Source organism: Collinsella sp. BM28 (assembly GCF_054551995.1).
The window spans coordinates 706,439-730,881 of record NZ_JBTOLJ010000001.1 but is presented as its reverse complement, the minus strand read 5'-3'; the positions used below and the strand labels follow the sequence as shown (position 1 = coordinate 730,881).

Sequence of the window (24,443 nt, the reverse complement as noted above, 5' to 3'; positions counted from 1 at the left end):
GTGTCGCTCAGGAGCGCTTAGAGCGCAATTCGTCCATGAGCTGGTCGTCGCGACGGCGCTCACCACGGTCTTTGAGCATGGTGAAAACCAGGTAGACGAGCGCCACGACGGCGATGGCGCCGACGACCATGAGAACGGGCACCAAGATATCGAGAACAGTCATGTCGGGCACCGTTCCTTTCCATTTTGCCGTCGGTCACGCTGACGATACCGCATTCGGTTCAGCATAGCAGATTGGCGAGAAACACCCGCAAGACAACCGAATCCGCAAAGGAATGGAGACGCGATGTATGCACGTCGAGGCGTTTTGGCCCCTCGCGTGCGGGTACAATTGTGCATCGTATATCCTTCTCTCCTGAGGGAGCTCTCATGACTGAAACAAAACCGGGCGCCGACGCCCCCCGTATCGCACCGGACCCCCGGCCCGATGCCGTCATGCCCACGGTGCCCGCGATCGAACGCGAAGAGCGCGCTGAGGATCTGGAGCCGGGGGACGCCGTCGATGGACCCATCGCGGTCAGTGCCGAGGTTCCCGAGACCATCGAGGCGACTATCGACTTCTCCGAGGTCGAGTTGGCAGACGAGTTCTCCGAGCCCGAACTTGCCGTGACACCGGGTGGCCTCCTGCCCATGGAGCCCTCCCCCATCGAGGGCCGTCTGCGCAAGGCCCCGCTGCGCGTGCCCGACGAGCTCGAGGAGTGCGGCGGCTTCACCTTGTTCGGGCGTCGCATCAAATCACTGCTCTATACCACGGACGTCGCGGTCATCCGCAACTCCAATGCCGACGCCATCTTCGCGGTGTACCCCTTCACCGCGCAGCCGGCCATCACGCAGGCGCTGCTCACCGCCTCCGAGGCACCCGTGTTCGTGGGCGTGGGCGGCGGCACCACCACCGGCAAGCGCGCCGTGCAGCTGGCCGCGGTCTCCGAGATGCAGGGCGCGGCCGGCGTGGTGGTCAACTCCCCCGCACCGCCCGAGATGATCGAGCAGATCTGCGCCATCATCGACATCCCCGTCATAGCCACCGTCGTGCGCTGTGACGCCATCGCGCACGCCAAGGTCAAGGCGGGCGCGAAGATCCTGAACGTCGCCGCCGGCAAAGACACGCCCGCCGTCTTGCGCGAGCTGCGCGAGGCGTACCCGAACCTGCCCCTCATCGCCTCCGGCGGACGCTCGTCCCTGTCGGTTCGCGAGACGGTGCAGGCGGGTGCCAACGCCGTCATCTGGACGCCACCCTCGGCACAACAGCTGCAGGCCGATATGATGCGCCGGTACCGCGAGGCGGAAGTCAAGCCCGAAGTCCCCGTTATGGACCCCGTCGCTGCCGCCGACGTCAACCCGCTCGAGAGCGCGCGAGCCGACGTCCCCATCCCCGACGAGCTCATCGCCAAGGCAACCACGAGCGGACGCAAGCGCCCGAGACCGCTGCCGCTGTTCTTTAAGGGTAAGCGCCGGTAATACCCCCCACAGCCGCCCAGAGGGAATCGCCAGGGACACCCGGAGGTACCCGGACCCCCAGTAGAACCGCTCCGCGGCCGTGAACCAAGTCGCTCGACTCACGCGTCGGGAGTGGTCCCTTTGTCTACCCCGTGCCGCAGCCTACCCGATGCACCATTGTCCCATCGTCAACTTGCGAAAGGATCCACCATGCTCGTCACGCCTCTCTCATCCATCACCGACAACGATTACCTTTCCGAACGTTTCCGCAAGGCATATGCCTTCCTCGCGCGTCCCGACCTCTGCGACCTCCCCCTGGGCCGCAACGAGATTGACGGCGATGAGGTGTACGCCAACGTGCTCGAATACGACACGGTCCCCGCAGCCGAGAAAGAGCTCGAGGCGCATCACGACTACTATGATGTCCAGTACGTGGCAAGCGGCGAGGAGATGCTCCAGTACGCGACCGCAGACGGTCTCGCGACCGTTCAGGCATATGACGCGGTGGACGATTACTGCCTGCTCAAAACACCGGAACCCGTCACGTCAATCGCGCTGCACGCGGGAGAGCTGGCCATCTTTGCTCCCGAAGACGCCCATAAACCCGGTTGCACCCTCATCGAGCCCACACATGTCCGCAAGATCGTCGTGAAGGTCCGCGCGTAACCGTCGACCCCACCGGCGCATCTCTCCGAGCGGACCCCATCATCCCCAAGCCAGGAGCCGCATGAAAACCCTTCTTACGCAACTCGCCAAATTCGGCGTCGTCGGCGTTATCGCAACCGTGATCGACTTCGGCGTGATGAACCTGCTGCATTACGGCCTGCAACTCGACATCCTCATCGCCAACACCGCGGGCTTCGTCATCTCGCTCATCTTCAACTATCTCGCGAGCATGAAGTTCGTGTTCGAGCATCGCGAGGGCATGAGCAGGCGCCGCGAGTTCGTCATCTTCGTCGTCTTGTCCGTCGTGGGCCTGCTGCTCAACGACGGCATCGTGGTCGCTCTCAACAAGGGCCTGGCGCTCGAGGCGAACCTCGCAAAGATCGCCGCAACAGCCCTTGTCATGATGTACAACTTCATCACGCGCAAAATCTTCCTTGACGGTACCCAAGCTTAAAATCACGTCCCCCCTCCGTCCCGTTTGCCTGAGCCGTACCGAAAGGCCAATCGCCCCATAACGCCATCCACCGACCAAACCACATCGCCCACCGACCCATGCAATCGGTGGGCGCATTCGTATGCTTATTGTGCAAAGCCTTACAATCCGCTTACCGAAGACGTATAGTTTCCCGCGCTCACCGTACTCATGGTGCTTTAACCGTCGCTCTCAGGAAGTGATGTTTTGCGCGCAGCCTTCGCACATCCGCAGACCCGCCAATTCATGAAGTTCGCCGTCGTGGGGTTCGCCTCTCTAGCGGTGGAGTACCTGTTCCTCGGCTACTTCCTCAACATCTTGGAAATGGGCTACCTCCTGGCGACGACCCTCTCGTTCGCCATCTCGATCGTGGTGAACTACATCTTGTCCATGAAATTCGTGTTCTCCCACAAGGAGGACATGAGCCGAAAGCGTGAGTTCACGATCTTCGCGATCCTCTCAGCCATCGGCCTGGGCCTCAATGACCTGTACATGTTCATCGGCGTCGGCCTGCTCAACATGGGAACCATGGCGATGAAGCTCATCTCGACCTTCTTCGTCACCTGGTACAACTACTTCAGCCGCCGCAAGTTCCTCGACGGCGGACGCGGCTAAAACCTGGCGTGAACCCTCACCTTAAAGGTGAACTTGAAACTCCAAAGTTGCTCCATATTTCATCATTGCCGCAGGTAGCTGAAGCCTCAACCTTCAACTTGAACCTTAAACATTCTCTAACGTTCAAGTTGAACTCGAACCTAGTGCTACTATGCTTTTTGTCAAATGGTAAGCAGACAAGACGAGGAAGCACATGGACGCAACTCCTAGCCTGCACGCCACGTGGCGCACCAGCCGCACCCGCCGCCTCATCACCGGCGCCGGCATCACGGCTGCGCTCGCCGCAAGCGTGCTCCTCCCCGTCCCGGCAAGAGCAATCACCACCGAAACCGCAGCCACGCTCACCGAGACCCAAAAGAAAGTCGAAGAGACCGCAGCAGCTTTCGACGAGGCCAACAAGAACCTCGAAGAGCTGCAGGCGAAGATCACCGACAACGAGGCGCGTATCGCCGAGCTCGAGGAAAAACTCCCCGACGCCCAAGCGAAGGCGAGTCGCGCCATGCGCGAGATGTACAAGCACAGCAAGGGCTCCAATCCGCTGATGAGTTTTGTCCTCAACACGCAGAGCCTTGATGAATTCATCTCCGGCATGAAGTACCTGGATCAGGTCAAGGACGCCAACATCGAGGCCCTGCAGGAGCTCAACGACATGCAGGCAGAGCTTGAGGCAGAGAAGACCAAGCTGAGCACTGCCAAGGCCCAAGCTGAGACCGAGAAGCAGTCCGCCGAAGAGGCCCTCTCCGAGGCGCAGAGCCTGCGCGAGGCTGCACAGGCGAAGGCGGACGCCGAGGCTGCCGCCGAGCTCGCCGCGCTCCAGCAGGCCGCCGCAGAGGCCGCTCAAAACGAAGCCGGTTCCAACACGACTCCCGGAAATGTCACGACCCCCGACAACGGTGCCGTGAGCTGGGACACCGATCAGGCGTCCTTCATTGCAGAGTGGGCCCCCCGCATCGACGCGTATCTTGCCGGATCGCCGCTCGAAGGCCAGGGAACGACGTTTGCCAACGCCGCGTGGAAGTATGGCGTCGACCCGCGCTTCTCCCCTGCCATCTCCAACACGGAAAGCTCCAAGGGGCGTCACTGCTTCCTTCCCTACAACGCTTGGGGTTGGGGCAGCTCCAGCTGGGGCAGCTGGGAGGAGGCCATTGATGCGCATGTCGCCGGCCTCGCCCGTGGGTACGGCTACACGATCAGCGTCGCGGGTGCCAAGAAGTACTGCCCGCCCAATTGGTTCAACTGGTACAACAACACGCTTTCCGAGATGAACCGCATCTAGCGAACGACTCGACGAACTTCAACGTTCCCACATCTTTCAATGCATCGCTGCAGAGCGTGTAAGCCCACGGGCGGAACCCAATAGGTTCCGCCCGTGTTTTTGTTTTTGTCACGCACATGGCAACCGCTGATTCAAATGCGCATCGCTGAACGCGCGCAACGCCGCTTGCCCGTTCCCTCCGTGCTACCATAACTGAGGATATATCTGGACGATCGAAAGGAACTCTTCATGGAGCGACCGAACGCTTGGAAGAAATATGATGATGTGGCCCTCGCCGAGCTCGAGGACCTCTGCGGCAAGTACCGCGCCTTCATCAGCGAGAACAAGACCGAGCGCGAGTGCGTGACCGCCTCCATCCAGCTCGCCGAGGCTGCAGGTTACGTCGACCTCGCCGCCTGCGTCGCCGAGGGCCGCGAGCTCAAGGCGGGGGACAAGGTCTACGCCGTCAGTCACAACAAAACGCTCATGCTCGTCAACTTGGGCACCCGTCCCATGGAGCAGGGCTTGAACATCCTCGGTGCCCACATCGACTCCCCGCGCCTCGACCTCAAGCAGAACCCCCTGTACGAGGCCGGCGACATGGCCTACCTCGACACGCACTACTATGGCGGCGTCAAGGCCTACCACTGGGTGGCGACCCCGCTCGCCCTGCATGGCGTCATCTGCAAGAAGGACGGCATGACCGTCGAGATCGCCGTGGGCGAAGATGCCGACGACCCCGTGTTCTGCATCTCCGACCTGCTCATCCACCTCGCGAGCGAGCAGATGGAGAAGCCCGCGGGCAAGGCGGTCGACCACGAGAACCTCGATGTCATCGTGGGCGGCCGCCCCGTGGTGATCGAGGGCGACGAGGAGGCCAAGGAGCCCGTCAAGCAGATGTTCCTCGACATCATCAAGGAGAAGTACGACATCGACGAGGAGGACTTCCTCTCCGCCGAGATCGAGGTCGTTCCCGCCGGTCCCGCCCGCGAGATGGGCTTCGACCGTTCGATGATCCTCGGCCACGGCCAGGACGACCGCGTGTGTGCCTACACGTCCCTTGCTGCCCAGCTCGACGTGCCCCAGGTCGAAACCACGAGCGTCACCCTGCTCGTCGACAAGGAGGAGATCGGGAGCGTGGGCGCTTCCGGTATGACCAGCCGCTTCTTCGAGAACGCCATCGCCGAGATCATGGCGCTCGCCGGCGAGGACGGACCGTTGGCCCTGCGCCGCGCGCTCGCGAACTCCCGCATGCTCAGCTCCGACGTCTCCGCGGGCTTCGACCACCTCTACGCCGACCGCTTCGAGAAGAAGAACGCCGCCATCATGGGCCACGGCCTGTGCTTCAACAAGTACACCGGAAGCCGCGGCAAGGGTGGCTCCAACGATGCGGACGCCGAGTACTTCGCCCTCATCCGCGACATCATGGACGAGGCGGGCGTCGACTACCAGACCTGCGAGCTCGGGCGCATCGGTGCCGGCGGCGGCGGAACGATCGCCTACATCCTCGCCGAGTACGGTATGGACGTCATCGACTCCGGCGTTGCCGTCCTGTCCATGCACGCCCTGTGGGAGGCCACCAACAAGGCCGACATCTTCGAGGCCTACAAGGGCTACAAGGCGTTCATCACGCGCGCGTAGACCTCATCAGCTCCATCTGCTTCGCCGCGGGCCGGATTTTCCGACCCGCGGCTTTTTCGTCCGCGTCCATGCGCAGGCCGACCGCGCGCTTTGGGAAGTCGGCCTCCTTGCGGTAGGATATAAGGCGTTCATGCCCCTACGCGTTAAAGGACGGCACACCCTCGTGAGCAGCGCACAAGGCACTACAGGCCACTTGGTATCGGTTGCGGTGCCGGTGTACAACGTGGAGCACTACCTCGCACAGTGCCTCGATTCCATACGCTCTTCGCTCGGAAAGCAGCTGCAAGTCGTCATCGTCAACGATGGCTCCACCGATGGGAGCCTCGCCATTGCCGAGGCCTTCGCGCAACGCGCCGAAAGCGACCCGCACCTGCCCGATGTCTCCATCGTGACCAAGCCCAATGGCGGGTACGGCGCTGCAGTCAACAGGGGCTTCGATGAGTCCGATGGCATGTACGTCGGCATCGTCGAGCCCGACGACTACCTTGCCGGAGACCTCTTCGGCGAGCTTTACGCCATTGCCGAGGCGACCGATATGCCCGACATCGTCAAATCAACTTACAAGCGCGTCTGGATGCCCGATACCCCGGAGCAGCGCATATGGGGCTCCCTGCTGCGTCACCGCGGTGTGCGCACTTGGAGGCGGGGCTGTACCAACCTGGGAGAGTCTCCCCTGCTTGTCCGCTGGCACCCTTCGGTCTGGTCGGCAATCTACCGTCGCGACTTCCTCACATCAACGGGCACGCGCTTCATCGAGGCACCGGGCGCGGGATGGGTAGACAACCCCTTCGTGATGCGGGCCATGTGCCAGGCGGACCGCATAGCGTTCACCGACGATGCGTGGTATTGCTATCGTGAGGACCGACCGGGGTCGAGCAGCGTCACCAAGGCGCCCACCCTCTCGCTCACACGCTGGCTGCAAATGGCGGACGAGGTCGCTCAAAGCCGCTGGGCGACAGACGATGGTGTCCTCACCTCACTTGCGAGCATCGGTTTTCGCTACGCGTCACATCTGTGGAATACTCCCGAGGCGCGCGATCCCGAGGTTACCAAGCTCCTCGAGTGCGTGCTCGGCGCCATACCCCTCGACATCGCGCTCTCACTTGACGATGTGTCGCCAGCGGCAAAGCAACGCTATCTCGATGCCACACATCAAAACGGAGACATTGGCAAAGCGATGACGTATCGCATGGCCATGATCCGCGAACTCTTGTATTCCTGGCGGGAGAACGGCATGTTCTTCGCCTGCGAGCGCGCCGGCCTCCATCGTCATCCAGCCAAGACCCAGCACATCTCCTAAGGAGCATCCGTGACCGCCGATTCATCCCCCGCCATCGCAACGAACGAGGCGAATCCCCTGGTATCTGTCATCATTCCCGCCTACAACGTCGAGGCGTACGTCGAGGCGGCCGTTCGCTCCGTCCTGGACCAGACCCTCACAGACATTGAGGTCATCGTCGTTGACGACGGATCGCACGACGAAACGGGGGCGATTCTCGATCGCATGGCCCTGCAGGACCCGCGCCTCACTGCTCTCCATGTCCCAAACGGCGGGGCACCTGCAGCGCGCAACCTCGCAATCGACCGGGCGCGCGGACGCTACCTCGTATTCGTGGATGCCGACGACGAGTGCGCCCCCACGATGCTCGAACACCTCGCCTCCATCATGGAGCGAGATCACTGCGATCTCGCGGTCTGCGGCTTCGAAATCGTCACTACCACGGGATACGGCAATGGCGATGACTCCGGTGACGATACCTATGTTGAGGTCAAGCAGGTTCCGGATGCGGCATATGCAACGGCGGAGGATTTCCATCGCGCCTCGCCCGCGCTGTTCGACAACAACATGTTCTATCCACCGTGGAATAAGATGTTCCTCGCCAGCCGCCTCAATGAGCTCGGCATCCGCTATCGCGACGTTTTTTGGGACGACTTCCCCTTTGTGCTCGATTACATCAGGGATGTCCAGAGCGTCAGCATGACGAGCGAGCCCCTGTACCGCTTCTTCCGTCGCCGCGCCGACTCGGAAACCGCCCGTTACCGCGATGGCGTGTTCGAGAAGCGCGAGACGGAAAACGACTGGATGCGTGAGCTGTACCGCCACTGGAACATGGAGGACGACGCAAACGCCGACGAGATGGTGAGCCGCCGGTACATCGAGCGCCTCGTTGGCTGCGTGGCCAACGAATGCTCCCCAAAGAACCCCAAGTCGTTCTCCCAAAAACGCGCGAAGGTCAAAGAGATGCTGAGCTCGCCGGCGGTGCGCCCCTCCCTTAGGGCGGCTCGACCCCGTAGTGCGAAGATGCGCGTCATGCTCATCCCCTATCGCATGAACAGCGCGACGCTCTGCCTGCTATCCGGCATGTTCATCGAATGGGTCCGCGGGACGGCGCCCACGCTGTTTGCCAAGCTCAAGGCCAACCGCTAGTCACATTCGACAACCTTCACAGGGTTTCCTCGTCTGTTAGGACTTTGCGTTGCTTTGCGCGACGGGGTGGTATTGCGCGCGCATGGGTACGAGAATCTCGTGAGCGATCACGAGAGGTGTACCCTATGACTTCAAACGATACAGAACAGACCACCCGCAGTCCGTATAGCGCGTACCTGGGCTCACCCGACACGCACATCGGGGCGACGCAGCCCATCGCGCTGCGCAAGGGGCTCCTCGACGGCATCTCTGTCGCGCAAATCATCGCCGCGGCGGCGGCCGCCGTGACCTCCATGCTCCTCTCATCAAAAATCGGCATCGCGGGGTCCGTCATCGGCGCAGCCGTGAGTTCCGTGGTGACCGTCGTGTGCTCCCAGCTCTATCGCAACGCACTCGACACGAGTGCGCGAAAGCTCAAGGCAAAACAAGCGATGCGAGCCTACCAAGCGCAAGAGCGCGTCCTCGATACGCTCGACGCCTACGGGACCAGCGCCGCCTCGTCAACGACGAACATGAGCCCCGAAGCGGCGTACGGAGACACCCGCACCCCGCATATCCGCATCGCGCCTACCAAGCTGCAGGCAAGGGCAGCCGCAGAGCGAAGCGCGTCCAAGCGAAAGGTGACCTTTGCATCAATTCTCATTGCCGTTCTGGCCGTCGTGATCAGCGCAGGCGCCGTCATGCTCGCCACCGCGGGAGAGGGCCTGGGCACGAAGACGCCATCCGTGTTCGGTGCCTCAACGTCCACCGATCAGCCGCCGACAAATCCCGCGGATGAAGTTGCCCCGACGACGCCTTCGACGTCAGCCCCGCAAGCAACGCAAGACGGCAACGACACGACAAATGGCAGCGCCACGTCCAGCACCGATGCCACATCGGGATCGGGCTCCACGTCGGGCACGGGAAGCACAGGCACTGGCGATTCGTCGAACTCCAATACAAACTCCGGTGGCTCAACGAGCTCGGACTCCAGTGACGGCAACACAGACGGGTCCTCATCTGATAGCTCAAATGGAGCAGGGACGCAGTCAACCGATAACGGCACCGAGGTGAACGCCGGCGCATGATGCTACCATGGTGAGCGCAATCGATTGAAAGAGGCCACCATGGCACGAGCGAAATCCTCCGCAAACCTAACTGCGAACAACCTTATATACCTGTATCGCCTTCTGTCCCAAGAACTCGGGTGTGGGAGGCAGACGTTTCTCCCCGCCGTGGAGGAGGTCCTCGCATCCGATCAGATGACCGCTGATGACTTGGGATTTGATTCGACGCGCGACTTACTCGAAGCGCTTGAGGTGTTCGTCAAGTTGACCATTTTCAAGGGTGGCAGAATCTACGCGACCATCATTGCCCAGCCCACATGGGACGAGGCGCTCGCCGTATTTGAGGCGACGGATGGCAAAAAGACTGCGGGAGAATCTTCCGGCAAACCGTGGAAACGCAAGAAGGCCGACAAGACGCTCAAGCCGGTGCGCCCCAAACGCGCAAAGCGCCCGGAGCCCGAACCGAAGCCCGTGCCCGCACAGGAGCCGGAGCTCGAGTGCGAATCGGCGCAGGCGGATGGCGAGCTGCCATCCGGTCTTCAGCCTGAACCCGCTTCAGCACCGGAGAGCGTTGCCGCCCCCGGACGCACCGCGCCGTCTTTCCATGACACGTCAAGCGGCTCGAGCGCGCCATCCGACTCCGGTGCGCCATCCGGCGCCGACGAGCCGTCCGGCGCGCCTGATGCGGACATACAGCCAGAGCAGCCAGTAATCCAAGAGGCAGTGGCACTGGATATCGATGAGACGTTCCCCAACGGCCCCAAACCCGCGATATCTCTCACCGTGGTCTACGACCCCTACAACGGGATCGACCGCGAGACGACCCTCCAGTCTCATCCCGTCGCGCCCGCGCCTTCCCCGGTGCGCACTGAGACGCCCGAAAGCACCGTTCCCGCACCTGCCGAGGACCCTGCGCAATTCGAGGCGTTGCCCGATGTCGTCGAAGCTCCGACGCAGCTGCCGTCCTCCTCTTCCGCACAATCAAGCGTCGCCGCCCCAGCAGAGCCCGAGATAGTGCTTGAGGCGACTCCGGAGATGAGAAATCCCGCGCCCTCGCCTGAGGTCCTCGCAAGCTACCCCACCAACCTCTCCAGCGAGGTGTATTTGCCCAGCGAACGCATCGCGGACCTTTGCGAGTTGCTCCCCTACGGCACCGATGTCTTCACGCTTCTCGCAGAGGACTATACGCGCGCCCGCACGCTCGAGCTCATAACGGGTACACGTGCCCGAGTCGTCTTCCCCTTGCGCATTCAGCATGCGAACAGTACCGAGCCCATCGAGGTCACGCTCAAAAAACGCTCGGGCCCTGGCTTGCAGTGGGAGCTATTCGTCGTCAAGTAGGCCAAGCAACGCAGAGACGCGCATGCACCCCCCTCCGAAAAATCGGGGGTGCCAGGAGACGGTACGGCGACACGACCCCGCTCCCAACGCACTGCGGGCAGAATGTCGAAAAAAACGCGATTGAAACGCGTCAATTTCGACATTCTGCCCGCTTTGTCAAAAGATCGCCGCGTGCCAAAGGGTGCGCCAAAAGGGGTACGCCCCCTTTTGGCACGCGGCGATGCAAGTCAGTTTAGTCGCGCGTGAGCTTGCGGTGGACGCGGTGCGGCTTGGCGGCGTCCTCACCCAGGCGGGCGACGCGGTTCTCCTGATACTGCTCGAAGTTGCCCTCGAACCAATACCAGTTGCCGGGGTTCTCGTCGGTACCCTCCCACGCGAGGATGTGCGTGGCGACGCGGTCCAAGAACATGCGGTCGTGGCTGATGACCACCGAGCAGCCGGGGAACTCGAGCAGCGCCGACTCGAGCGCGGAGAGGGTCTCCACGTCGAGGTCGTTGGTTGGCTCGTCGAGCAGCAGCAGGTTGCCGCCCTGCTTGAGGGTGAGCGCGAGGTTCAGGCGGTTGCGCTCGCCGCCGGAAAGCACACCGGCGCGCTTCTGCTGATCTTGGCCCTTGAAGCCGAAGCTCGCCACATAGGCGCGGCTCGGGACCTCGTTCTCGGCCACCTGCATGATGTCCAGACCGTCGGACACGACCTCCCACAGGGTCTTATCGGGGTCGATGCCGCCGCGCATCTGGTCGACGTAGGAGATCTTGACGGTCTCGCCGATCTCGAGACTACCGCTCGTGAGCGGCTCCAGGCCCACGATGGTCTTGAACAGCGTGGTCTTGCCGACGCCGTTGGGGCCGATCACGCCCACGATGCCGTTGCGCGGCAGGGTGAAGGAAAGATCGTCGATGAGGACGCGGCCGTCGAATTCCTTATGCAGGTGCTCGGCCACCAGGACCTTGGAGCCCAGGCGCGGGCCCACGGGGATGCGAATGTCGGTGTAGTCGACCTTCTGGCTGGCGCGGGCTTCGGCCTCCATCTCCTCGTAGCGAGCCAGACGCGCCTTGTTCTTTGCCTGACGGGCCTTCGGGGACGAGCGGACCCAGTCGAGCTCGGCCGCGATGCGCTTGGCGAGCCGCTCCTCGCGCTGGCCCTGCGCCGCGGCGCGAGCTGCCTTGGTCTCCAGGTAGGTGGAGTAGTTGCCCTTGTAGGGGTAGAGGTGCCCGCGGTCGACCTCGCAGATCCACTCGGCCACGTGGTCGAGGAAGTAGCGGTCATGCGTGACGGCGAGCACGGCGCCGGGGTAGTTCTTGAGGAAGTGCTCGAGCCACAGGATGGACTCGGCGTCGAGGTGGTTGGTGGGCTCGTCGAGCAGCAGCAGGTCGGGTGCCTCGAGCAGGAGCTTGCACAGGGCCACGCGGCGACGCTCGCCGCCGGAGAGGATGTTCACCGGCATGTCGGAATCGGGCAGCTGCAGCGCGTCCATGGCCTGGCCGAGCTTGGAATCGATATCCCAACCGTCTGCGGCGTCGATCTCGTCCTGCAGACGGCCCATCTCGGCCATCAGGGCGTCCATGTCGCAATCCGGGTCGCACATCTCGACCGAGATCTGGTTGAAGCGCTCGACCTTGGCGACCATGTCGGCGAAGGCGAGGCGGACGTTCTCGATGACGGTCTTGTCCTCGTCCAGCGGGGGCTCCTGCTGGAGGATGCCCACGGTGTAACCGGGCGTGAGCTTGGCGTCGCCGTTGGAAACCTCCTCGATGCCCGCCATGATCTTGAGCAACGTGGACTTGCCCATGCCGTTGGGACCCACGACGCCGATCTTGGCGCCCGGATAGAAGGACAGGGTCACGTCGTCGAGGATGACCTTGTCGCCATGCGCCTTGCGCGCCTGATACATCTGGTAGATGAACTCTGCCATGGACGGCTCCGTTTCCAAGGGTTTACGTGGTCTAACGTTCCCCATTGTCGCATGAAACCGAGAACTGCAGGAATTCTCGACGAATTGCGCAACCAATCCACCCCGACACATTACCTCGATTTAGGGACAGGCAGTTAATTGAGGTGTTAGCACACGCCTACAGTGCAGTAAAGGCTTGATCCAAGTCCCAGATGATGTCTTCGATGTCCTCCGTACCGATGGAAAGGCGAATAGTCGCGGGCGTGATGCCCTGGTCGGCGAGCTCCGCCTCGGTGAGCTGAGAGTGCGTGGTGGTGGCAGGGTGAATGACCAGGCTCTTCACGTCGGCGACATTGGCCAGCAGACTGAACACCTGCAGATGGTCAATGAACTTCCACGCGGCGTCTTGGCCGCCCTTGATCTCGAAGGTGAAGATCGATGCGCCCCCGCGCGGGAAATAGCGCTTGTAGAGCTCGTGGTCAGAGTGATCGGGCAGGCTCGGGTGATTCACCTTGGCCACGTACGGGCTGGAGGCGAGGTATTCAACCACGCGCTTCGTGTTCTCAACGTGACGGTCGAGGCGCAACGAAAGTGTCTCGACACCCTGCAGCAGAATCCACGCGTTGAAGGGTGAGATGCAGGGGCCCTCATCGCGCAAGAGGACGGCGCGTACGTACGTGGCAAAGGCAGCAGGGCCCGCCGCATCGGCGAACGCAACCCCGTGATAGCTCGGGTTGGCGGCGGCAATCTGCGGGAACTTACCGCCCACGGTCCAGTCGAAAGACCCGCCGTCGACGATGATGCCACCCAGGCTCGTCCCGTGACCGCCCAGGAACTTAGTCGCCGAATGCACCACGATATCGGCGCCGTGCTCGAGCGGACGGATGAGATAAGGCGTGCCGAACGTGTTGTCCACCACCACGGGCAACCCATGGGCATGGGCAAGCGCGGAGACGGCATCGATGTCGGGGATATCAGAGTTGGGGTTGCCAAGGGTCTCGAGATAGACGAGCGTAGTCTCAGGACGGATCGCCGCCTCGACCTCGGCCAGATCGTGGATATTCACGAACGTGGTCTCGACCCCAAAATCGGCGAGGGTGTGGGCCAACAGGTTGTATGTGCCGCCGTAGATGGTCTTCTGGGCAACCACGTGAGCCCCGGCGCGAGCAAGCGCTTGGACGGTGAGGGTGATCGCTGCCGCGCCCGACGCAACCGCAAGCGCCGCCACTCCACCTTCGAGTGCGGCGATGCGATCCTCCAGTACACCCTGGGTGGAGTTGGTCAGGCGCCCGTAGATGTTGCCGGCGTCGGCCAGCCCAAAGCGGTCGGCGGCATGCTGGGAATTGCGGAACACGTAACTCGTCGTTTGATAAATTGGGACGGCGCGGGCGTCGGTCGCGGGGTCGGGACTCTCCTGTCCGACATGCAATTGCAGGGTGTCGAAGCCAAACTCGTGGTCGGGGTTCTTAGTAAAACGACTCATAACGTGCTCCTTGGGTTCTCGGCGAAAAACTACTCCTCGCAATCCCACTCACAGGTGCGACATTGCTTCCCGTTTTTTCCTATCTAACGGATGGGTTGCTGAATGCATCCTAGTGAGGTGCAGGACGGCCGTCAACCTGACCAAGCGTTCGTTTCGGTCGCATTTCCGTTTCGCTTCACCATGGTTTCAAGCTGTGGTCGTTCAAGCGCATGGGCCTCGAACGGCAGGTTGCGTGCGTCGCCGCATCAAAGAGCAACGGCGGCCTTGGAGCCGCAGCCCGCACGCGCTCCGGCGCCTCGCTGCGTGCGAGCGCCTCATATACGACCCGCCATCTCCTCGCTTCGACATTGCACCAAGCCGTGCGCGTCACGCTACAATATGAGGTCACCACGCATGCCTGCAATCTCCCAAGGAGCCCCGATGGAAACCATGAAGGACCGCCTGCGTATTATACTCGGCGATGAACGCCTCGCTCGCCTTGAAGGCGCCTGCGTCCTCGTGTTCGGCTGCGGTGGCGTTGGGTCGAGCTGCGTTGAGGCGCTCGCGCGCGGAGGTGTGGGTACCCTCCTCATCGTCGACAAGGATGTGGTCGCGCCCTCCAACATCAACCGTCAGGCCATTGCCTTCGAGAGTACGGTTGGTCAGCGCAAGGTCGACGTCATGGCCGCCATGATCGCAGATATCAGCCCGTCCTGCCGCGTCTTTGCCCATGACGCTTTCGTCCTTGCGGAGAACCTCGAAGACCTCTACGACATCTGCCTTACAGAGGCAGATGGGCATATTGACTACGTGGTCGATGCCATCGACACGGTGTCCACCAAGCTCGCCCTCGCCGCTCTCGCGCAAACGCGAGGCTTTGAACTCATCAGCTCCATGGGGGGCGCCAAGAAGATTCACCCCGAATGCCTGCGCATCGCCGACGTGCACAAGACGGTCAACTGCTCGCTGGCGCGCATCATGCGCAAGGAGTGCCGCAAGCGCGGCATCCGCCACCTGCGCGTGCTCTATTCCTGCGAAGAGCCGGTGCGCATCGCCGCCGCGCCCGGCGCCGCGCGCTCGGAGCGCACCGACTTGGGCACCGCGAGCTTCATGCCACCCATCATGGGTCAAATGATCGCCGGCGAGGTCCTACGACATATTTCGGGTCTTGGCACGGGCGACGACGTCTCCGCCGCACTCGCCATGCATGACGCTGCGCAAAAGGGCCGACTTGCTGGCAAACGGGGCGGACGCGCATGAGTGCGCGCGTACCGACTGAGTGTACACCGTGCTCGAAAAGGGTAGAAATGTCGAAAACTGAGCCCGATTCGGAGCGTTTTTTCGACAAAACCACCCTTTACGCAGGCTCGAACGGCCGTGAACATCGCCCCTGGAACCTCGTGGACATGCACTGCCACTTGGACCGCATGGCAAACGGCGCCGAGGTGGCATCCGAGCTCGAAAGCATGGGCATCGCCGCGTTCTGCACGACCGTAACGCCCGCAGATACGCTCGCCGCCCGAGAACAGTTCGCGCCGCGCCACAATATCCGCGTTGGCGCAGGTCTGCACCCCTGGTGGGTCGACGAAGACCCCTTGATGGTCGAGCAGGCCGCAACTCTTGTCGCGGGCGATACATTCATCGGAGAGATCGGCCTTGACTTCTCCCCTTCCCATATAGGCACGCGCGCAGCCCAGCTCGCCGCCTTCGAACGCATCCTAGATGCATGCGGCGAAAGCCCGCTTGCAGGGCGCGTCGTGTCCATTCATGCCGTACGAGCGGCCTCCGAAGCCCTCGACCTCCTTGAACGTCACAACTTTCCCCGCCTTGCCACCTGCATCTTCCATTGGTTCTCGGGAACCTCTGAGGACTTCATGCGCCTCCGCAAGCTCGGTTGCCACATCTCCGTCAACGAACGCATGCTCGCCACCAAGCGCGGACGGGAATACGCCCGGCAGATGCCCCTCGGTCGACTGCACCTGGAGACGGACGCCCCGGCGCAGCCTGGATCCCCCTACTCCGCCGAGGAGCTCGAGTCCTCGCTGAACCGTACGCTTAACGCCCTCGCGCGCATTCGAGGCATCGAGCAGGGCGAACTCGCCGCGTACATGGCACAAACGAGCGCGGCGATTCTCGGAAAATAACGCCACCAAGATTTGACGCACGGCACTCGTTTGCCCGCGCATACTCGCGTAAGCGATCCAAATGACGTCAACGGGATCTGGCTCTCGGTGCTTGCCATACTTCGACGCGCAAAGCGAGGGAGCATTCGACAAGTTCGATATCGAGCAGGAGCTGAGCCATGTGATTTTGCGATTGTGGTCAAAATACCCAAATAGTGCGCAAATCAGAATGAATCTCTAGCCATGCATAACGACCCTCGTTCGCAATTCCTGCGGTTTTTCCGAGCGAACCGAACAATACCGCCGTCGCCACCCGCTATGCCAGCGATCTGATTTTTATGACCTGCACTTTTGATAATCCGTCCGCACGGTGCGGGCGCATTATTTAGGTATTTTGACCAATTGCGGAAACCCACACGATGGCCAGCCGCGGAGCACTGTTTTTCTATGCGATAATATCGCGATAATTGCTTGTTTTATACATATCGAAACGACGAGAGGCTGCCAGCCCTCCAACCCTCCGCATGCGACGCATTTCCGCGCACGCTCTCATTCAACAAGCACACCGAGCAGATAGCGAAAATGGGGCACCCGCAGCATGGCGGGCACCCCAGAATTGACCATATGAAAGCCGCATTTCCCAATCTGCTGAGAGCCGGACTCGCAGCAGATGAACCCGCGGCAGCTAAGGCATGAGCAACCAGGTCCTTGGCAACTGATTTCTTAGTAGTCGAACTGGTGATAGTAACGACGGTACTTGAGGTTATGCTTGGTAACCAGCTCGTAGTTGCGGGCGAGGCGGTCGGTGGTGAGCACGGAGAGGATCCAGGGGGACACGATGACGCGGAAGTCGTCGTCCAGGCCGGGAATCGCGTACTCGGCGGTGTCGATGATGACGTAATCCTCGTCACCGGTCACGCCGCTGGTGAGGAAGGCGCGGACGCGCTCGTCGAGGGCGCGGCACTCGTCCTCGCCCATGAACAGGAACACGGGTACGCCGGGCTCGAGGAGCTCGAGGGTACCATGGAAGAAGTCATGCGAGGTGATGTGGCGGATGCGCTTCCACTGCATCTCCTCGAGCAGGCACATGGAGTAGAGGATGGTCTCGCCCCACAGCGCGCCGGAGCCGATGAACATGGTGTAGTCGGTCAGGGCGTACTTGCGGGCGAGCTCCTCGGCGCGGGGCTCGAAGCGCTTGCGGATGTCGAGCATGTCCTTCCAGATGTCCTTGGTCTGCTCGACGAACAGGTCGAACTTGGGGAAGCAGCCGCGACGGTTGAGGAGGCGCAGGCCGAAGCAGTCGGCGAGGTAGTAACCCTTCTCGCAGCCGCCGGCACCGTGGTCGGAGGCCATCATGACGCAGTTCTCGGCACCCACGGCCTGGCCGATCTTGCCCTCGGGGTTGGTCATGGCGTAGACGCGAACGCCCATCTCCTTCATCTTGCCGATGGCCTCGAGGACCTCGGGGGTAGTACCGGACTCGGAGGCGGTCAGCACGATGGAACGCTCGGTCATGCGCTTGTGGCCCATGACGTTCCACTCGGCGGCGTGGATGAGGTAGACCTCGAGGTCCTTGTCGCCGAACTTGTTCATGAGGTACTCGAGCTGCATGAACTCGTCCCAGGTGCCGCCGACGCCCATGAGGAACACGGCGTCGTAGCCCTCCTCGTGCACGCGGTCGGCCAGGGCGGTCATCTTCTTGCCGGCCTCGTAGACGTTCCTGCCGTCCTCGAGGTAGCCCTCCTGGTCGAAGTGCATGATCTCGATCTTCTCGGTCTCCTTCATTGCTGGCTCCCTTCGCCGCCGTGGCCTCTCATATCCAAGTTGAGAGTTTTTAATACCACTTGTTGAGTACATCTTAACGCTTTTTCATACCATTTTGGTGATGCCAGAAGGTTTCCCGCGAACGGTCACATCTTCTCCGTAAGCGGTTATTTCCCCTGAATCAGACAACGACGAACAGGTTGCGTGAGCACCTGTCCGCCGTCATTCGATGTCTATTAGTACTGATAGGTGTATCCACCCTGGTTTGCAGGCGTCAATGAATAGGCGTGCTCGATGGGCCTGCCATCGACATCGAAACTGACGCACTCGAGGGAAAGGGCGAGGCTTCCCGGCTCAACCTGAAGCAAGCCCGCATCGCGCGCGGACAAAGCGACCACGTCGAGCTTCTCCTGTGCAAGGGCAACGGGTCTACCGCACATTTCATACGTCTCATAAAGGCTGAACACCGATACATCGACATCTTCAATGCCCGGAAACAGCTTGACGGGGACGAGCGTCTGCTCGAGCGACACGGGCGTTCCGTCAGTGCTGTTGAGACGGCGGATGGAGTAGAGTTCATCGCCCTCATCGATATCGAAGAGATGGGCGTATAGCGGCCCGGCGGCACGCAGCGATTTGGAGAGCTGACGCACCGAGGCGACCTCGCGGGCCGCCCCCGCAGCGGACCTAAATCCGCTCACCCGCGAGCCGGAGTCCGCGCCGCCCTGGGCAACGAATGCCCCCTTACCCTGCACGCGGCGGATGAGCCCCCGCTCAACGAGACCGTCGATGGCATTGCGCACGGTCAGGCGCGTGGTCGAGAACGCAGCGGCGAGCTCGTGCTCCGAGGGGATGGCCGACCCCGGCGCATAGGCCCCCTCGGCGATGCGGTGCTCGATGGCATGGCGAATCTGCACGTATCGGGGTTCGCCGGCATGACGCGAAACACATGGAGCCCCGAGGGCGGTCACCTCCAGGTCATGGCGGCGGAAGTCTCGTACGCCGGCTTCGTCTCGCACCACCGCGTTGTGACCTACCACGTGAGCCATGTGCTCGACACCCCCTCGGGAACCTCGCCGTTCTTGCAGCCGTTGCTCGCAAACCGATACCTGCTCGGTACGTAGACGGCCTTCAGATACTCCATGGGCACGCCGGCGGCAGTTCGCTCGAGCGCCTGCACGAAAAAGACCGGCTCACCTTCGTCGATCAGCAGGCTCTCCGCCTCCTGGGAAGTCGCGCGGGCGATGGAGACGCGCTCCGTACCGTGCCCGACGCGGATCCCGTGCTCATGGGCCAGCACGTCGTAGAGGCTCTCGCGCGAGAAGTCGTGCCCCTCGATACCGGGGCACAGCGCGTAGTTGATATAAGAGGTCTCCACGGCGACGGGAACGTCGTCGGCGAAGCGGACGCGGCGGACCTCGAACACGCGCGAACCGACGGCAAGATCGAACTTGGCCGCAAGCACCTCATCGGCATCCACAACGCGGGCGTCGAGAAGGCGGGCGCCGGGCTCACGACCCACGCGGCGGACGGCATCGGAAAAGTTCCGGGTTTCCTGGAAGATGTTGATGGGCTTAGGCGGCAACACGTACGTGCCCGACCCCTGCCTGCTCTCGAGCACGTGCATCGAGATGAGTTGGGTGATTGCCGCACGAAGCGCCGTGCGCGAGACACCGAGGCGCTCGGAAAGCACACGCTCAGAGGGCAACTTGTCCCCTCCGGTCAGGCCGGCGTTGTGGATATACCACCGGATGCCCTCCTGGGCTCGGTCTTTGGGCGGGATGCCCATAGGCTCATCTGCCACGCCGTCACTTCCTCTCAAACACGACCACGCGCGCGGGGCAACCGCAGCCTCTATCGACCGAGCGGCATAACGACCTCGAGCAGGTCGGGAATCGAATCGATAGTATAGTCGGCCGCCTCCTGGGAGAAGCCGAAGCGGTCCTCGCGCTTGGCGACCACGGTGAGGCCGGCCGCCTTGCCCGCGGTGATGCCGGGGACGGAATCCTCCACGCAACAGCACTCGTCCGCAATGAGGCCAAGGCTCTCGAGCGTGTGCAGGTAGATCTCGGGATTGGGCTTGCTTTGGTGGAACTGTTCGCCACTCGTGACCAGCTCGAACGCATCGGCGAGGCCACATGCGGCGAGGACCTCGCGGATGTTGCCCATGGGCGAGGATGAGGCGAGCGCGACGCGGACGCCGCGGCGCTTGAGCTCGTCGACGGTCTCGACCACCCCGGGGTTGAGTAGGGACGCGAAATCCGGATAATGCGCGGATTCCCAGGCGTTATAGCGCTCGAGCCCCTCGTCCTCCGTGATCTGCTCGCCGCCCAGCGCGTACCACGCTACCAGGTTGCGCTTGAAGTCCTTGAAGGACGCGCCCACCGCGGAGCACAACGACTCGCGGGGCACATCGATGCCGGCGGCGTCGAACATCCCGGCGAGCGTGTCGAAATAGAACTTCTCGGTATCGACGATCACGCCGTCCATGTCGAAGATGACGGCCTTGAAGGGAAAGGCGGGCTGGGTCATGAGCGGGGTCTCCTGTCCGGTTAGTGAAATCGGCACGCGCCCAAGCATCCTCCCCGCCCGGGGCGCAGGTGGATGCGCGCGTGCCGCTCTGCATGATTGTAGGGGTTATTTCGGCTCTCCGCCGAAAATCAGTCATCGCCGTCGTAGTTCACGAAGTTCTCGGTTTTCGCCGCGGCGATCGCCTTGAACCGCTTGAGCAGGGGATGCTGCTTCGAGCTGCCGAGCGCGCTGCTCGCCAGATGGCTCACCAGCTGCACGAACGGCAGGTAGGCGAAGGAGGCGAGGTCGGCAGCGGGAAGTTCGGGGGCCACAAGGACGTTCGGGTCGCCGGCGAGCTCCGCAGTCGAGGCGGGCTCGGCTGCCTGTGCACTCGTCACCAGGAACGCGGCGTCGCTCACCTCGCGGGCCGCGCGGTAGATCAAGCGGCAGCGCTCACGAGCGGCATCCGGCGCATCGAAGAAGAACATGGTATACGCGGGCGTGATCTGCAGGTTGGGCCCATGGATGAACTCCTCCACCTCGTAGGCGGGGCTCGGGACGTGCACCGTCTCGCCGATTTTGAGCGCCCCCTCGAGGGCGACGCCGCGGGCTCCGTCGGCGGCGATGCTGTAGCTCAGACTCATCGACGTCAGCGCCTTCTCGTGGGCGCGGTAGAACTCGTAGGTCGAGGCGCGCACCGCGTCCAGGACCTCCACCGCCGCCGCGAGGTCGGCCATGCGCTCGGGGCGCCCGCCCAGGCGGGCGGCGAACATCATGAGAAACAGCGCGAGCGTCGTCACGCCCTTCGTCACGTAGCCCACGAGCTCGGTGCCCGCCCCCCAATCGACCATGACGTCGGCATGGTCGCGGGCGTCAGCCCCCACGTTGCCGGTCAGGCACACAGCGCGGGCCCCCTGGGCACGGATGACGTCGAGTGCCTCCAGCGCGTTGGTCGACAGGCCGCTTTGGGTCACGACCGCCACGAGCTCGCCCTCGCGGACCTCGGGCTCGTAATAGGTGAACCGGTGCGGCGTCACGACATCGATCTGGACGCCAGGAAGGCACGACGCCATGAACGGCAGTGCGCACTGGCAGGCGTTGAACGACGAGCCAGATGCCACCAGGCGGATCCTTGCAGGGACGCGGCCGCCGCAGCAGACGACGAGCGGTTCGGTAAGCTCATCGGCGCGGGCGAGGTTCTCGCGCGCCACGCGGGGAGATTCGTCGACGTAGTCCCCCATCGACCATACGCGCTCTTCCAACGTGTCCATATGTCCCCTCCTTGAAATTAGGGAAGCGGGGCGCCGCACGCAGGCGCAACGCCCACGGTGCGACGCCCCGCTCCAAATGTTGATGGGGCGCGGCTCCCCGTCCGTGCGAGCCGCCTTTCCGTCACAACGTGGCACCCCGTTCAGGCGATACCTCGGCCGGTCGCGGCCTACACGCCCAAGATGCCGAAGAACGAGCCGACGAGGCCGACGACCACGAGCGCCACGAGCAGGGTGGTGGTCTTGACGTTCTTCTTGCTCACAAGCCAGTACATCAGCAGCGTGAAGGCGAGCGGGAGCAGGCCGGGCATGATCGTGTTGCAGATGTCGCCCAGCGTGGTCGCGGTCTCGCCGGAGCCGATCACGAGCGGCACGTTGATACCAACGTTCTCGGCGGTCATGCCTCCGATGACCATGAGGCCCAGGACGGAGGCGCCGTAGGTGAGGACCTCCATGAGGCCGCTCTCCTGCACCTTGGCGAGGAAGCCGCTTCCCAGCTTGTAGCCGGCGTGCATGAGGTAGAAGCGCAGGCCCTGAGCGGGGATGTTGAAGAGCAGCAGGAACAGGATGGGTCCCAGGATGTTGCCCTGGGCGGCGAGGCTCACGCCGACGCCGGTGGCGATGATGCGCAGCGTACCCCAGATGAAGGAGTCGCCGATGCCCGCCAAGGGGCCCATGAGGGAGACCTTGACGTTGTTGATGGACTCGGTCTCGAACTCGGGGTCGTTGGCGTTTTGCTCCTCCATGGCGGCGGTGATGCCCAGGATGAGCGTGGACATGTGCGGCGTCGTGTTGAAGAACTCGAGGTGACGCTGCATGGCCTCGGTCTGATCATCCTTGTTGGGATACAGCTTCTTGATGATCGGGAGCATCGAGTAGCAGAACGCCATGTTCATCTGCCGCTCGTAGTTCCAGTCCCACTCCATGCCGAGCGAGCGGATGGCGACCCTGTTGAGGTCCTTTTTGGTGAGCTTGCGCTCGTCTGCGGTCTGGACCGCGGCGTCGTTAGAAGTCGTCGTCATCGTCCATACCTCCTTCGGTGGCGAGAGCGGGACGGGCGTTCAGCTTCTGCTGGATCTGGGCGAGCACGACGGCCACGACCGCGCCGAAGATGGCGATGCCGGTGGTCGGGATGCCAAGGTAGGTGGACAGCGCGAAGCCGGCGATGAAGAAGCAGACGACCGTCTTGTTCATGATCATCTTGAGCAGCAGCGCGAAACCGATGGCGGGCAGCAGGCCCATGGTGATCTGCAGGCCGTTGGAGACCCACTCGGGGATCGTGTCGAGCAGCGCCTGGACCGCGGGGCCGCCGGCGTAGAAGCCGATGGCGACGCACAGGCCGATGATGAGGTTGACGCCGAAGAAGCCGCCCAGGAAGTGCATGCGGGCGACGCCGGCCATATCACCCTTGGCGGCGTAGTCGTCGGCCTTGTGGACGAACGGCGGGAGGATGAAGACCATGCCGACGTTCTTCACGATGAGGACGAGGGAGGCCACGGGGATGCCGATGGTGAGCGCGGTCTCGAGGCCGGAGCCGGTCGAGATGGTGAACGCAGTGCCGAGGACGGTACCGGAGATCATCTCGGGCGGGATGCTCGCGCCGATGGAGAACGAGCCCATGAAGGCGAGCTCCAGGGTGGCACCGAGCGTGACACCCGTGGGGATGTCACCCATGATGATGCCGGTGAGTGCTCCCATCACCAGCGGACGGGACAGGCAACTGGTACCGAGCAGGTACTCAGCGTTGCCGAGCATGGCGACGAGGCCCAGCAGGATGGCTTGGACGATCATCTGTGCTCCTTTCTGCATATCTCAAGAGGCGGCCCCTCGCCACCCCTTTGTGCATAAGCAAGCCCGGTGCCTGAGGCGCAGACATCCCCCGCCCATGCTCCGATGGGCCCCTCATGTCTGGTTTTCGGGGACGTCTCGCGGTCATGCGCCGCGTTTGCGGACCGCCCGGGCGTGTTGGCTCGCTGAGCCCGGGCGGCACCGTGGGGGATACCCTACAGGGCGCGCTCCACCTTGACGGCCGAGTCGTCGGGAACCATCTGGATCTCGACGTCAACGCCCTCGGAGACGAGCGCACGCAGCGTCTCCTCCTCCGCCGGCGTGACGTTCATGGCCTTGGAGATCGCGCGGGTCTCGGCGGTAGCCTTCGTGCCGCCCAGGTTGAGGTGCTTGATGCCGCACTCACGGCAGAGGCGAGCGGCATCGGCGATGGACTCGACGACGATAAAGAGCTTGTACTTGTCGGTCTTGCCGCTGTTGATGGCGGTAATGGAGTCCTCGATGGTCTTGATGACGAGCTTGGTGTCGGCGGGCTTGGCGAGCTTGATGGCGCTCTTGCGCAGGGCGTCGCCGGGCACGGAGTCGTTGGCGACGAGGATGCAATCGACATCCAGGGCGCTCTTCCAGGAAACGGCCACCTGGCCATGGAGCAGACGGTGATCGACGCGGAGCATCTTGATCATGTCGTTTTCCTTTCATCTCAGCCGCTCACGCGGCGTTGCCGGTGTATGAAAG

At 62.7% G+C, this 24,443-nt stretch carries 23 protein-coding genes; 12 read left to right on the top strand and 11 right to left on the bottom strand.

What is annotated here, in order from left to right:
- Nucleotides 1-7: 7 nt before the first annotated feature.
- Nucleotides 8-163, bottom strand: a complete 156-nt coding sequence (locus ACX9NZ_RS03095) for a hypothetical protein (protein WP_294122876.1) — start codon at nt 161-163, stop codon at nt 8-10.
- A 206-nt stretch (nt 164-369) separates the two neighbouring features.
- Here ACX9NZ_RS03095 and ACX9NZ_RS03090 point away from each other — a divergent pair, with 206 nt between their 5' ends.
- From ACX9NZ_RS03090 to ACX9NZ_RS03045, 10 genes are all read left to right on the top strand, one after another.
- Nucleotides 370-1,458 (top strand): beta/alpha barrel domain-containing protein, encoded by a 1,089-nt coding sequence (locus ACX9NZ_RS03090; protein ID WP_118653223.1) that lies wholly within the window; start codon nt 370-372, stop codon nt 1,456-1,458.
- A 189-nt stretch (nt 1,459-1,647) separates the two neighbouring features.
- The gene (locus ACX9NZ_RS03085; protein WP_302741892.1) at nt 1,648-2,103 is read left to right on the top strand and encodes a YhcH/YjgK/YiaL family protein; all 456 of its coding nucleotides are present in this window, start codon (nt 1,648-1,650) and stop codon (nt 2,101-2,103) included.
- Nucleotides 2,104-2,164: 61 nt separating this feature from the next.
- The gene (locus tag ACX9NZ_RS03080; protein WP_118653219.1) at nt 2,165-2,557 is read left to right on the top strand and encodes a GtrA family protein; all 393 of its coding nucleotides are present in this window, start codon (nt 2,165-2,167) and stop codon (nt 2,555-2,557) included.
- Nucleotides 2,558-2,821: 264 nt separating this feature from the next.
- Nucleotides 2,822-3,190: a GtrA family protein gene (locus tag ACX9NZ_RS03075; protein WP_199588870.1), complete on the top strand. Its 369-nt coding sequence runs from the start codon at nt 2,822-2,824 to the stop codon at nt 3,188-3,190.
- 193 nt (nt 3,191-3,383) lie between these two features.
- A complete protein-coding gene (locus ACX9NZ_RS03070; protein WP_118653215.1) occupies nt 3,384-4,466 on the top strand; it encodes a coiled-coil domain-containing protein in 1,083 nt (360 codons plus the stop codon).
- A gap of 228 nt (nt 4,467-4,694) precedes the next feature.
- Nucleotides 4,695-6,086, top strand: coding sequence for an aminopeptidase (locus ACX9NZ_RS03065; protein WP_302741889.1), 1,392 nt, complete (start codon nt 4,695-4,697; stop codon nt 6,084-6,086).
- 163 nt (nt 6,087-6,249) lie between these two features.
- Nucleotides 6,250-7,386: a glycosyltransferase gene (locus ACX9NZ_RS03060; RefSeq protein ID WP_407495908.1), complete on the top strand. Its 1,137-nt coding sequence runs from the start codon at nt 6,250-6,252 to the stop codon at nt 7,384-7,386.
- A gap of 9 nt (nt 7,387-7,395) precedes the next feature.
- Complete coding sequence (locus ACX9NZ_RS03055) at nt 7,396-8,514, top strand: glycosyltransferase family 2 protein (RefSeq protein WP_407495905.1); 1,119 nt, start codon at nt 7,396-7,398, stop codon at nt 8,512-8,514.
- Nucleotides 8,515-8,639: 125 nt separating this feature from the next.
- A complete protein-coding gene (locus ACX9NZ_RS03050; RefSeq protein WP_294122891.1) occupies nt 8,640-9,581 on the top strand; it encodes a hypothetical protein in 942 nt (313 codons plus the stop codon).
- Nucleotides 9,582-9,620: 39 nt separating this feature from the next.
- A complete protein-coding gene (locus ACX9NZ_RS03045; RefSeq protein WP_407495902.1) occupies nt 9,621-10,901 on the top strand; it encodes a hypothetical protein in 1,281 nt (426 codons plus the stop codon).
- 232 nt (nt 10,902-11,133) lie between these two features.
- Here ACX9NZ_RS03045 and ettA read toward each other — a convergent pair whose 3' ends face one another.
- Entirely contained in the window at nt 11,134-12,813 is a 1,680-nt protein-coding gene (gene ettA / locus ACX9NZ_RS03040; protein ID WP_118653203.1) for an energy-dependent translational throttle protein EttA, read from the bottom strand.
- Between the two features lie 157 nt (nt 12,814-12,970).
- Nucleotides 12,971-14,275 (bottom strand): O-acetylhomoserine aminocarboxypropyltransferase/cysteine synthase family protein, encoded by a 1,305-nt coding sequence (locus ACX9NZ_RS03035; RefSeq protein ID WP_294122894.1) that lies wholly within the window; start codon nt 14,273-14,275, stop codon nt 12,971-12,973.
- 420 nt (nt 14,276-14,695) lie between these two features.
- Between ACX9NZ_RS03035 and ACX9NZ_RS03030 the strand changes: the two genes are divergently transcribed.
- Together ACX9NZ_RS03030 and ACX9NZ_RS03025 are read left to right on the top strand one after the other, a co-directional pair.
- The gene (locus ACX9NZ_RS03030; protein WP_294122899.1) at nt 14,696-15,514 is read left to right on the top strand and encodes a tRNA threonylcarbamoyladenosine dehydratase; all 819 of its coding nucleotides are present in this window, start codon (nt 14,696-14,698) and stop codon (nt 15,512-15,514) included.
- A gap of 47 nt (nt 15,515-15,561) precedes the next feature.
- Nucleotides 15,562-16,398, top strand: a complete 837-nt coding sequence (locus ACX9NZ_RS03025) for a TatD family hydrolase (protein WP_407495897.1) — start codon at nt 15,562-15,564, stop codon at nt 16,396-16,398.
- 702 nt (nt 16,399-17,100) lie between these two features.
- On the opposite strand, the gene ACX9NZ_RS03020 is transcribed toward ACX9NZ_RS03025, so the two are convergent.
- The 8 genes from ACX9NZ_RS03020 to ACX9NZ_RS02985 all read right to left on the bottom strand — a co-directional run bounded on the left by ACX9NZ_RS03020 (nt 17,101) and on the right by ACX9NZ_RS02985 (nt 24,391).
- Nucleotides 17,101-18,162 carry an SIS domain-containing protein gene (locus ACX9NZ_RS03020; protein ID WP_407495894.1) on the bottom strand — a complete coding sequence of 354 codons (1,062 nt, stop codon included), beginning with the start codon at nt 18,160-18,162 and terminating at the stop codon, nt 17,101-17,103.
- A gap of 215 nt (nt 18,163-18,377) precedes the next feature.
- Entirely contained in the window at nt 18,378-19,190 is an 813-nt protein-coding gene (locus ACX9NZ_RS03015; protein WP_294122904.1) for a GntR family transcriptional regulator, read from the bottom strand.
- Nucleotides 19,175-19,945: a GntR family transcriptional regulator gene (locus tag ACX9NZ_RS03010; protein WP_233546074.1), complete on the bottom strand. Its 771-nt coding sequence runs from the start codon at nt 19,943-19,945 to the stop codon at nt 19,175-19,177. Before ACX9NZ_RS03010 ends, ACX9NZ_RS03015 begins: the two co-directional genes overlap by 16 nt.
- A gap of 50 nt (nt 19,946-19,995) precedes the next feature.
- Nucleotides 19,996-20,673, bottom strand: coding sequence for an HAD family hydrolase (locus ACX9NZ_RS03005; protein ID WP_118653189.1), 678 nt, complete (start codon nt 20,671-20,673; stop codon nt 19,996-19,998).
- 128 nt (nt 20,674-20,801) lie between these two features.
- Complete coding sequence (locus tag ACX9NZ_RS03000; RefSeq protein ID WP_407495890.1) at nt 20,802-21,923, bottom strand: SIS domain-containing protein; 1,122 nt, start codon at nt 21,921-21,923, stop codon at nt 20,802-20,804.
- Nucleotides 21,924-22,090: 167 nt separating this feature from the next.
- Nucleotides 22,091-22,942 carry a PTS system mannose/fructose/sorbose family transporter subunit IID gene (locus ACX9NZ_RS02995; RefSeq protein WP_118653185.1) on the bottom strand — a complete coding sequence of 284 codons (852 nt, stop codon included), beginning with the start codon at nt 22,940-22,942 and terminating at the stop codon, nt 22,091-22,093.
- Complete coding sequence (locus ACX9NZ_RS02990; RefSeq protein WP_294159044.1) at nt 22,926-23,711, bottom strand: PTS mannose/fructose/sorbose/N-acetylgalactosamine transporter subunit IIC; 786 nt, start codon at nt 23,709-23,711, stop codon at nt 22,926-22,928. The genes ACX9NZ_RS02995 and ACX9NZ_RS02990 overlap by 17 nt, the downstream gene beginning before the upstream one ends.
- A 212-nt stretch (nt 23,712-23,923) precedes the next feature.
- Nucleotides 23,924-24,391: a PTS sugar transporter subunit IIB gene (locus ACX9NZ_RS02985; protein ID WP_294122914.1), complete on the bottom strand. Its 468-nt coding sequence runs from the start codon at nt 24,389-24,391 to the stop codon at nt 23,924-23,926.
- Nucleotides 24,392-24,443: the final 52 nt, after the last annotated feature.

Bases quoted from the DNA above. Each gene is read 5' to 3' on its own strand.
- ACX9NZ_RS03095 (WP_294122876.1), bottom strand. From the start codon at position 163: ATGACTGTTCTCGATATCTTGGTGCCCGTTCTCATGGTCGTCGGCGCC.
- ACX9NZ_RS03090 (WP_118653223.1), top strand. From the start codon at position 370: ATGACTGAAACAAAACCGGGCGCCGACGCCCCCCGTATCGCACCGGAC.
- ACX9NZ_RS03085 (WP_302741892.1), top strand. From the start codon at position 1,648: ATGCTCGTCACGCCTCTCTCATCCATCACCGACAACGATTACCTTTCC.
- ACX9NZ_RS03080 (WP_118653219.1), top strand. From the start codon at position 2,165: ATGAAAACCCTTCTTACGCAACTCGCCAAATTCGGCGTCGTCGGCGTT.
- ACX9NZ_RS03075 (WP_199588870.1), top strand. From the start codon at position 2,822: ATGAAGTTCGCCGTCGTGGGGTTCGCCTCTCTAGCGGTGGAGTACCTG.
- ACX9NZ_RS03070 (WP_118653215.1), top strand. From the start codon at position 3,384: ATGGACGCAACTCCTAGCCTGCACGCCACGTGGCGCACCAGCCGCACC.
- ACX9NZ_RS03065 (WP_302741889.1), top strand. From the start codon at position 4,695: ATGGAGCGACCGAACGCTTGGAAGAAATATGATGATGTGGCCCTCGCC.
- ACX9NZ_RS03050 (WP_294122891.1), top strand. From the start codon at position 8,640: ATGACTTCAAACGATACAGAACAGACCACCCGCAGTCCGTATAGCGCG.
- ACX9NZ_RS03045 (WP_407495902.1), top strand. From the start codon at position 9,621: ATGGCACGAGCGAAATCCTCCGCAAACCTAACTGCGAACAACCTTATA.
- ettA (WP_118653203.1), bottom strand. From the start codon at position 12,813: ATGGCAGAGTTCATCTACCAGATGTATCAGGCGCGCAAGGCGCATGGC.
- ACX9NZ_RS03035 (WP_294122894.1), bottom strand. From the start codon at position 14,275: ATGAGTCGTTTTACTAAGAACCCCGACCACGAGTTTGGCTTCGACACC.
- ACX9NZ_RS03030 (WP_294122899.1), top strand. From the start codon at position 14,696: ATGGAAACCATGAAGGACCGCCTGCGTATTATACTCGGCGATGAACGC.
- ACX9NZ_RS03025 (WP_407495897.1), top strand. From the start codon at position 15,562: ATGTCGAAAACTGAGCCCGATTCGGAGCGTTTTTTCGACAAAACCACC.
- ACX9NZ_RS03020 (WP_407495894.1), bottom strand. From the start codon at position 18,162: ATGAAGGAGACCGAGAAGATCGAGATCATGCACTTCGACCAGGAGGGC.
- ACX9NZ_RS03015 (WP_294122904.1), bottom strand. From the start codon at position 19,190: ATGGCTCACGTGGTAGGTCACAACGCGGTGGTGCGAGACGAAGCCGGC.
- ACX9NZ_RS03005 (WP_118653189.1), bottom strand. From the start codon at position 20,673: ATGACCCAGCCCGCCTTTCCCTTCAAGGCCGTCATCTTCGACATGGAC.
- ACX9NZ_RS03000 (WP_407495890.1), bottom strand. From the start codon at position 21,923: ATGGACACGTTGGAAGAGCGCGTATGGTCGATGGGGGACTACGTCGAC.
- ACX9NZ_RS02995 (WP_118653185.1), bottom strand. From the start codon at position 22,942: ATGACGACGACTTCTAACGACGCCGCGGTCCAGACCGCAGACGAGCGC.
- ACX9NZ_RS02990 (WP_294159044.1), bottom strand. From the start codon at position 23,711: ATGATCGTCCAAGCCATCCTGCTGGGCCTCGTCGCCATGCTCGGCAAC.
- ACX9NZ_RS02985 (WP_294122914.1), bottom strand. From the start codon at position 24,391: ATGATCAAGATGCTCCGCGTCGATCACCGTCTGCTCCATGGCCAGGTG.